Consider the following 8,080-nt stretch of genomic DNA (forward strand, 5'->3'; position numbering starts at 1 on the left):
CCGAAAACTTCCTGGCCAATTTGCAAGACATCGACGGCTACTGGCAAGAAAACAAATTTTCGCAGGCTTACGACCGGCTGCTCGATAGTTTGAGCGACCCCGTCATCCCTATTCTTGAGCGTCATCCGGAAATCGGGCGATTGTTTGCTCGCCACAATGCCGAATCGATCGAAGCGATGAGCATGATAGAACGGCTAGCCGACCGTCATTTGGCCATTCGCGAATATGTCATGGAAGATTATTTGATTTTGTACTTACCGACCGATGCCGTGTATTTGCTCGCGATCAAACACCACCAACAACTCAGCTATGACCTGGCTGGCTCGTGGCTAACCCGCTAATTCGTTTTCCCAATGGCCAAAAAAACCAAATCCGCCTTCGTCTGCACCGAGTGCGGCGCCGATTATGCCGGCTGGTCCGGGCAGTGCAACCAGTGCGGGGCCTGGAACAGCATCAAGGAAGTACAACTCGGTAGCGGCAAGACCGCGCGCGATAAATCCGGTTACGCCGGCGCGCGCAGCGAGGTGCGTTTGCTGTCCGAGGTCAATCTGGCCCAGGCCGAGCGGATTTCCAGCGGCCTGGCCGAGTTCGACCGGGTGCTGGGCGGCGGCATCGTCGTCGGCAGCGTGGTACTGATCGGCGGCGCGCCGGGGGCCGGCAAGAGTACGATTTTGCTGCAGGCCATTGCCCATATTGCCCGGCAGTTGCCGGTGCTGTACGTGTCCGGCGAGGAGTCGTTGCAACAGATCGCCGAGCGCGCCCACCGTCTGCAACTGAATACCGCCGGCATCAAGATGCTGGCCGAAACCTCGGTGCAGCAAATTTGCCAGGTGTTGGACGAGGAAAGACCTAAGGTGGTGATCATCGATTCGATTCAGGTGATGTACACCGCCGATTCCGATTCGGCGCCGGGTTCGGTGTCGCAGGTGCGGGAGTCGGCCAGTTATCTGACTCAATACGCCAAACGCACCGGCGTGTCGTTTTTCATGGTTGGCCACGTCACCAAGGATCAATCCCTGGCCGGGCCGATGACCTTGAGCCACATCGTCGATGCCCAGGTGGTACTGTCTTCGACCGACGATTCGCGGTTTCGGGTGTTGCGCGCCGACAAGAACCGCTTCGGCAGCGTCGGTGAACTCGGGTTTTTCGCGATGGAAAGCAGCGGTTTGAAGGAAGTGAAAAATCCGTCGGCGATGTTTTTGTCGCGGGCCGAAAAACCGGCGCCGGGTAGCGTGGTAACGGTGTTGTGGGAAGGCACCCGACCCTTGCTGGTGGAAATCCAGGCTCTGGTCACCGAAAGCCAGTACGGCAATCCGCGCCGGCTGGCGGTGGGGCTGGATCAAAACCGGCTGGCGATGCTGCTGGCGGTACTGTCGCGCCACGGCGGCATCTTCACCGGCAACGACGAGATTTACGCCAACGTGGTCGGCGGTATCAAAGTCTCGGAAACCAGCACCGATTTGGCCATCCTGGTCGGAGTGGTGTCCAGCCTCAGAGACCGGATTATTCCCTACGACACGGTGTTTTTCGGCGAGGTGGGCTTGAACGGCGAGATACGCCCGGTAGCCAACGGCCACGCCCGCCTCAACGAGGCCGCCAAGCACGGCTTTAAAAAAGCCATCATTCCGAAAAGCAACAAGCCCAAGGAGGGCGTGAAGAATTTGCAGATTCATGCGGTCAGCAATATTCAAGAAGCATTGGCGGTCTTGGCCGAGCTTTAACCCAGACTGTGCAGCGCTTCGCGCCAGCGGCTTTAGATCGCCTGCAAATGTTGCAACTCGGCGACCTCCGGAAATTGGCGGGCGGCGGCGTCAACCGCGTAAAACTTGCCGGTGTGCCGGTAGCTTGCCCCGCCGAGGATTGGATTGCCTCGCGAAGTGATTTCTGGTGTTTCGATAAAAGGGACATGGGCATGGATTGCGCCAACCGGATCGCCGCTTGATCAAAGCGTTGCATACCAAATCTAACAATCACTCGTTGACTGTTGCTCAGCGACCAATAACGAGTATGGCTCTCAACCCGCGTTCTCACGGAACAAGCTATCGGGCTCAGTTACAAAACAGTGCAGTCTGAAAACAGGCGTCGAGCTGATTTCCATCCCTAGAATAAATTGCCATTAAAAAACCGCATCAGGTCGGCTGAATAGTCAGGCCGCCGTCCGCTTCGCCGGGCGCGACTGACCGACAAAACTATCGCGGCCGCCGCATCGATCGGCATTGAACCATTGCCCGCCGGGCAATATCCTCCGGCTAAGCCACTTCGCCGTAAACTCGTCTGACCACCCGGTAAAACCAATTCGGCCTGCTCAGGATCACGGCGAAGGCAATGACCGGCGTGACCGGGACCGGTGCGATGTCGATCAGAAACAGCGTAAACAGGCTGGCGAAGGTTTTGATTCGGGTTTCGCGGGTTTGCGCGGTGCTGACGAAGCCGGTGTCGCGAGTTTTGTCGCGATACATGGCCTCGACCAACAAGCGGAACCAGTCCGGGCGCTTGACGACAATGTACATTCCGATCAGACAACCGGGCGAAATAGGCCCGAAACCTATGATCGCGAATATCGAGAAAACCGAGAGACACTTTATCTGGGCGGCATTGAGCATGGGCTGAAAGGGTTTTATGTGGCGATGAGAACATAGCCGGCGCTGCGGCTTGTGGGTTAATACCGCTATCGTAACGGCAAACCGGCGTGTCGTGGGTAAAGGAATCGATTCAGCCATCGGTTTTATCGCCGTGCTCGCTCGAGCGGGCGCGGCCGACCAGCCCGGTAGTGCCGGATGCCGGTCGAAACGTTTGGTTTTTGTCAGCCCAAGTGGTGAATGAAATCGGCCAGATCGGTCAAGGTCGCGCCGCTGCCGTCGGCGGCCAGACCCAGGTTTTCCAGCGGAGCTTCGGCACGGTTTACCCAAAAGGTCGGATAACCGAAGGCCTTGGCGCCGGCCGCGTCCCAGCCGCCGAACGCGGCGAAGGCGATTTGTTCGCGCGGTAGGCCGAACGCGGTGATACCCATTTGATAGGCACGTGGGTCCGGTTTGTAGGCTCTAACCCGATCGGTGCTCAGGTGCTCCTCGAAAATCCCCTCCAGACCGGCCCGTTTAACGCAGGCGTCCAGCATGGCCGCGGTGAAATTCGACAAAAACGCCAGCCGCAGGCCGGATTCCTTCATTCGTAACAAGGCTGATTTGGCGTCAGGCCAGGTATCCAACGCCAAAAACGCTTGCATCAAGCGCTCGCGCTGCTCGCCGCTTAATGCCAGCTTGTGTTGTTGGGCCGCGAATATCAAGGCCTCCTCGGTAACCTGCCAGAAGTCGGCGTAGTTGCCCATCATCGTGCGCAGCCAAGCGTACTCGAATTGACGCACCCGCCAGGATTGCGCCAGGGTTTGGCCTTGACCGGGAAACAGGGAATCCGCCAGCGCGGCAATCGGTCTGGCGTCGAAGACCGTGAAGCCGTCGAAGGCAACGGCCTTGATGCCGCCGGCCGCCTTGCTTCGGGTGGCCGGTAACAGCAGGCTGGCGGCGGCAGCGCCGGATAGGCTCAGAAAATCGCGGCGGTTCATCGGCATGGCGGATCTCCAAAATCATAGCTTTAAGCAAAAACCGGCCGCGAGTTAGCACTCTCGCGGCCGGACTCGGTTTAGCGCAGCACCAGTCCGGTAACGCCGGCCGGCAAGGTATTCAAATGGGTCACGGCTTGCAATTCACCACCCGCGCCGATTTTATATACGCCGATGGCGTGGTCGCCGTTACTCAAGCTGTACAGCCGGCGGCCGTCATCGGACACCGCCAAATCGTTGGGACGGCTTTCCTCGGCGGCGCGGGCTTGCAGCAATTCCAACTCGCCGTGGCGGCCGATCGCAAACGAAGCGATCGAGCCGGCCGGTGTATTGGCGGTGAACGCCAGTTTGCCGTTCGGCGTGGTAGCCAACCAGCAAGCGGCGGTCTGTTCCACGGCCACCGCACCGTCCAGCAATTGTAAGCTACCGTCTTCGTGCAAACGGTAGGCCGAGACGGTAGCGCCGTTCGCCGCGCCGCCCTGTGCTTCGGAAACGAAGAATTGATTGCGTTTGCCGAAAGCAAAGCCGAACGGCGTGTTGCCGGCCGAGGCCAAGCTGTGCTTCTCATCCGGTAAACCACGATTATCCAGGGTAAAGCTGACAATTTTGTTACCGGCTTTCTCGGTTACCACTAACGCATCACCGTCGCGGTCGAAACTGATCTGCGCCGGCCCGCTGGCGTCGTCGCCCAGTTTGCGGTAAGACTGTTCCAGCGGATAGAGTCGGCCGCTATGGGCGTCGAAGCGGTATCCAAAAACCGAATCGTCGCCGGCGTTGACCACGTAAACCCGGTCGTGGGCGACGGTCAGGCTGACCGGCGTCAAACCGGGTTCGGCGGCGCGATCCACCAATTCCAGCCCATTGTCTCGCACTCTGAATACCGACACGTCGTTGCTGCCGGCGTTGATCGCAAACAGAAAGCGCTGGTTTTCGCTGAAGGCCAACGCGCCCTGATTGCCCAAGCCGGCGCCGGTGCCGGCGCCGCCGGTCGCATAACTGCCGGCCGGCTGCATTTTGCCGGCGGCGTTCAAGCGAAACGCCAACACGGTATTGGTGGCGGCATTAGACAGCGTGTAGGCTGTTTCCCGGTAAGTCTCGGACCAAGCCTGAGCGGTTAACGGTAATAATAACGGAATGGCCGCGGCCAGCGTCTTGAGCGTGTGGTTCATGTAGACCTCGATATTAAACGGAAGGGGAATGCCCCAGCGATGGGGCGAAACGAATATTACGCCCACGCCGGTCACCGAATCCTCACGGTGAAATCAAATGTTTATCACGCGATTGCCGGAGTATCCCGGCAATCCAAGCTTGCCGGCGCTAGCCCCGGAATGTCCGCCGCCGCCCGGAGCCGACCGTTTTGGCTCGGTGACGGATCGACAACGCTGGACATCGCCGGTTTGCGCGGTAGGCTGTGATGGGCTTGGCGGCGCGGGTCAACGGCGCTATCGAAGTGGATTGGCTGAAATTGGTGGGGAGTGAACGATGGGACCGTATTACCGTGGCACGTCGCAAGGCGTAGGCAATTTTTTCGAGTTGTTTTACCAGCACCCGATATTGATGTTGGTGGTCGTCGCCGGTAGCGCGGCGGTAGGGTATTTTTTCTGGAAGCGGAAGAAAGACCGTCAAGCCAGCGACGGCTGAAAAGTCTTGCCGACCGGTTAACTTCGGCCCAGTGCCGACCGATCGGCAATCATTCGGCCTTAACGCCCGAAGGCGTCGATTTCAACGCTGGCAAGCCATCGGTTGAAATCAACGCGTTCGCGTCGGATTCAGCGCGTAGCGATCAGGCGGCTTGCGCGGTGGCGGCGGCCGGCAGGCAATGCGGGCAGGGCGTGACCATTTTCAAAAACTCGCTGGCTTTCTTGGCGGCGCTAGTCGGGTTAGAAATGGCCCCTAGGTAACGTAACGTGTCTTTTGCCGGTAATGCCGTGCATTCGGCTCTGTGCAGGAAGCGTTCGCCAGTGTCGCGTGCGTTCAGTTCAACGTAAAATTCAGCCATGGTATGTACCTCATTGTTCCGGTTAATAAGGATAGGGATAACGGCCCGAAAAACGGACGGTTCGGCATCGGCGCTTGTGTCGGGCCTCGCACATTAGTGACGGGTAATGTGGAGGAAACGATACAAAAACCGGCCGAATCGCCCGTTTTTCGTGCTCGCTTGAGGTTTTCGCAAGTTCTGTTCCAGCAATTTTTTTGTGGTTACTTGTCGCGGTGTAGTAAAGGCGACAGTCGAACGATCAATACTACGCCGAGGACAGCCGCGAAAGTCAGCGGTCGAGTCAGGTCTTTTTTCACCAGCCAAACAAAGTGCGCCACGCCGCCGCAAGCCGCGAGGTAAACCCAGCGGTGCAAGGCTTGCCAGCGTTTGCCGCCCAGCCGGCGGACCATTGCGTTGGTCGATGTCGCTGCCAGGGCCAGCAAAATCAAAAACACCGAGAAGCCGACCGTGATATAGGGGCGCTTGAATACGTCCTCGGCAATTGCCGGCCAGTCGAAGAATTGGTCCAGTACCAGATAGGTCAAAACATGCAGCAGCGCGTAAAAGAACGCGAACAAGCCCAGCATGCGCCGCAAGCGCAACCACCAGGACCAGCCGGTCAACCGGCGCAAGGGCGTGGCGCTCAAGGTGATCAATAAAAAGGTCAACGCCCAATAACCGGTGACGTGGGTGACCTTTTCGATCGGATTGGCGCCCAGCCGGTCAGTGTAGGCGGTGTAACCCAGCTTGACCAAGGGCAGTAAGGCGGTTGCGAAAACTAGGACTTTTAAAGCGGCGATTTGCCGGCTGCTTGGGGTTTTCCAGCTCATCGCGTCAAAAGTTTTCCCGCAGGTCCATACCGCTGTAAAGCCCGGCGACTTGCTCGGCGTAGCCGTTGAACGGCAGCGTCTTGCGCTTTAAAAATTCGCCGAGACGGCGCTCCTTGGCCTGACTCCAGCGCGGGTGATCGACCTCCGGATTGACGTTGGCGTAGAAGCCGTACTCACGGGGGCCGGCCTGCATCCAGCTGGTCAGCGGCGGCTTTTCGACCAGACGGATTTTGACGATGGATTTGGCGCTCTTGAAACCGTATTTCCACGGCACAACAACGCGGACCGGCGCGCCGTTTTGTTTGGGGAGCAGTTCGCCGTACAGGCCGAAGGTCAGCAAGGTCAACGGGTGCATCGCTTCGTCCAGGCGCAAGCCTTCGCGATAAGGCCACTCCAATACCGGCGATTTCTGCCCCGGCATTTGCGCCGGATCGTGCAGACTGACGAATTCGACGTACTTGGCGTTGCCGGTCGGTTCCACCCGTTTCAGCAATTCCGCCAAAGAATATCCCAGCCACGGCACCACCATCGACCAGGCTTCCACGCAGCGCAAGCGGTAAACCCGTTCTTCCTGCGGTGCTAGTTTCAACAAGTCGTCGATGTCGAAAACCTTGGGCTTGCGCACTTCCCCTTCGACCGAGACGGTCCAGGGCCGCACCTTCAGGCTGGCGGCTCGTTGTGCCGGGTCGTCCTTGCTGGTGCCGAATTCGTAGAAGTTGTTGTATTCGGTGACCGACTGGTAGGGCGTCAAGGCCTCGTCCAAATGATAGCCCGATGCATTCACGTCCGGCCATTTTTCGCCGGCGCTCAACCAACTCGGCCACAACGCCGCCAACAGCGCGCCGCCGGCGCCGCGCATAAAGTCTCGGCGGGCCTCGAACACGGCCTTCGGGGTGATTTCGGACGATTTGATCGGCATCATGTGGGCGCTCCTGTTAACGGGTGGATTCGGGTGGTCGCTGGGTAGAGCCTGGACCGGCAGTTTCGGTTCCTGGCGCCGACAGCGTGGGGTAAGCTTGCAGATAGACGCTGTCGGTGGCCTTGGCCGGCAAATGGCAGTTCCGGCAGGATACCTGGTAACCTTGCGAAATGTTGGTTTGCGGGCTTTTGGCATCGAACATAGCCCAACCCCAACCGTCGGCCCAGTTCCTGTGGTCCGGAAAACGCCGCTTGGCGTCCTTGACCATGACAAAGCGGAGCTTGACCGCGCTTGCGTAGTCGGCCTGGCCGGTGCTCAAGGCTTGGCGGCCGATTGTGCGGATTTCCTTGACCAGCACCGCGCCGTCCGGAAAACGGCCGCTGCGGCGAAATGCGGCCACTGCGTCGGCTTGAGTGTAGACGTCGTGGAATCCGTATCCAGGTGCCTGCGGATCGGATACCAGCCACGACCCCAAATGCACCCAGCGGCCGCGAACATCGTCCGGTGCGCGGATCGTGCCGTCGGCCGAAACCAGTGTGGCGAAGGTGTCGGCGATGCCGTCGCCAGCCAACGGCGCGGCGCTGACGGCCAACAGGATGAACCCGATTGCGCCGCGCGATCTCATATCGACTCCCGCCGCCAACCGTCCACCGACCAAGCGCCGGGGCCGCGCGCGGCCAGCGACAGCAGTACCAAGCCCCAGGCCAGGTGCTGTTCCAGCCCGGCCGGCCCCAAGTCCGGATACGACAGCACCGCCACGGCATTAAACAATAACAAGACCGTCGCCGCCAAACGGC

At 59.4% G+C, this 8,080-nt stretch carries 10 protein-coding genes; 3 read left to right on the plus strand and 7 right to left on the minus strand.

Translation table 11 applies throughout. The annotated features are described in order from the left end of the window. Together AC3B8H_RS15845 and radA are read left to right on the plus strand one after the other, a co-directional pair. The coding region (locus tag AC3B8H_RS15845) for a type II toxin-antitoxin system RelE/ParE family toxin (RefSeq protein WP_488442514.1) at positions 1-341 on the plus strand (341 nt) is incomplete at its 5' end. Positions 342-353: 12 nt separating this feature from the next. Next, a complete protein-coding gene (radA, locus tag AC3B8H_RS15850; RefSeq protein WP_488442515.1) occupies positions 354-1,721 on the plus strand; it encodes a DNA repair protein RadA in 1,368 nt (455 codons plus the stop codon). Positions 1,722-2,249: 528 nt separating this feature from the next. On the opposite strand, the gene AC3B8H_RS15855 is transcribed toward radA, so the two are convergent. The 3 genes from AC3B8H_RS15855 to AC3B8H_RS15865 all read right to left on the minus strand — a co-directional run bounded on the left by AC3B8H_RS15855 (position 2,250) and on the right by AC3B8H_RS15865 (position 4,725). After that, complete coding sequence (locus AC3B8H_RS15855; protein WP_488442516.1) at positions 2,250-2,510, minus strand: hypothetical protein; 261 nt, start codon at positions 2,508-2,510, stop codon at positions 2,250-2,252. 293 nt (positions 2,511-2,803) lie between these two features. After that, a complete protein-coding gene (locus AC3B8H_RS15860; protein ID WP_488442517.1) occupies positions 2,804-3,565 on the minus strand; it encodes a haloacid dehalogenase type II in 762 nt (253 codons plus the stop codon). A 71-nt stretch (positions 3,566-3,636) separates the two neighbouring features. Continuing rightward, complete coding sequence (locus AC3B8H_RS15865) at positions 3,637-4,725, minus strand: lactonase family protein (RefSeq protein WP_488442518.1); 1,089 nt, start codon at positions 4,723-4,725, stop codon at positions 3,637-3,639. A 313-nt stretch (positions 4,726-5,038) separates the two neighbouring features. On the opposite strand from AC3B8H_RS15865, the gene AC3B8H_RS15870 reads away from it, so the two are divergent. Beyond that, entirely contained in the window at positions 5,039-5,197 is a 159-nt protein-coding gene (locus AC3B8H_RS15870; protein ID WP_488442519.1) for a hypothetical protein, read from the plus strand. Between the two features lie 142 nt (positions 5,198-5,339). On the opposite strand, the gene AC3B8H_RS15875 is transcribed toward AC3B8H_RS15870, so the two are convergent. The 4 genes from AC3B8H_RS15875 to AC3B8H_RS15890 form a co-directional block, all read right to left on the minus strand. After that, entirely contained in the window at positions 5,340-5,555 is a 216-nt protein-coding gene (locus tag AC3B8H_RS15875) for a hypothetical protein (RefSeq protein WP_488442520.1), read from the minus strand. 200 nt (positions 5,556-5,755) lie between these two features. After that, positions 5,756-6,364: a protein-methionine-sulfoxide reductase heme-binding subunit MsrQ gene (msrQ, locus tag AC3B8H_RS15880; RefSeq protein ID WP_488442521.1), complete on the minus strand. Its 609-nt coding sequence runs from the start codon at positions 6,362-6,364 to the stop codon at positions 5,756-5,758. Between the two features lie 4 nt (positions 6,365-6,368). Beyond that, positions 6,369-7,286 (minus strand): protein-methionine-sulfoxide reductase catalytic subunit MsrP, encoded by a 918-nt coding sequence (gene msrP, locus AC3B8H_RS15885; RefSeq protein ID WP_488442522.1) that lies wholly within the window; start codon positions 7,284-7,286, stop codon positions 6,369-6,371. Between the two features lie 13 nt (positions 7,287-7,299). Further along, complete coding sequence (locus tag AC3B8H_RS15890; protein ID WP_488442523.1) at positions 7,300-7,908, minus strand: cytochrome P460 family protein; 609 nt, start codon at positions 7,906-7,908, stop codon at positions 7,300-7,302. Positions 7,909-8,080 lie beyond the last annotated feature (172 nt).

It is taken from the genome of Methylomonas sp. BG-2, from assembly GCF_057766305.1.

What these genes read in the sequence shown, in the direction of transcription:
- radA (WP_488442515.1), top strand. Translation starts at nt 354, where the DNA reads ATGGCCAAAAAAACCAAATCCGCCTTCGTCTGCACCGAGTGCGGCGCC.
- AC3B8H_RS15855 (WP_488442516.1), bottom strand. Translation starts at nt 2,510, where the DNA reads ATGTACATTGTCGTCAAGCGCCCGGACTGGTTCCGCTTGTTGGTCGAG.
- AC3B8H_RS15860 (WP_488442517.1), bottom strand. Translation starts at nt 3,565, where the DNA reads ATGCCGATGAACCGCCGCGATTTTCTGAGCCTATCCGGCGCTGCCGCC.
- AC3B8H_RS15865 (WP_488442518.1), bottom strand. Translation starts at nt 4,725, where the DNA reads ATGAACCACACGCTCAAGACGCTGGCCGCGGCCATTCCGTTATTATTA.
- AC3B8H_RS15870 (WP_488442519.1), top strand. Translation starts at nt 5,039, where the DNA reads ATGGGACCGTATTACCGTGGCACGTCGCAAGGCGTAGGCAATTTTTTC.
- AC3B8H_RS15875 (WP_488442520.1), bottom strand. Translation starts at nt 5,555, where the DNA reads ATGGCTGAATTTTACGTTGAACTGAACGCACGCGACACTGGCGAACGC.
- msrQ (WP_488442521.1), bottom strand. Translation starts at nt 6,364, where the DNA reads ATGAGCTGGAAAACCCCAAGCAGCCGGCAAATCGCCGCTTTAAAAGTC.
- msrP (WP_488442522.1), bottom strand. Translation starts at nt 7,286, where the DNA reads ATGATGCCGATCAAATCGTCCGAAATCACCCCGAAGGCCGTGTTCGAG.
- AC3B8H_RS15890 (WP_488442523.1), bottom strand. Translation starts at nt 7,908, where the DNA reads ATGAGATCGCGCGGCGCAATCGGGTTCATCCTGTTGGCCGTCAGCGCC.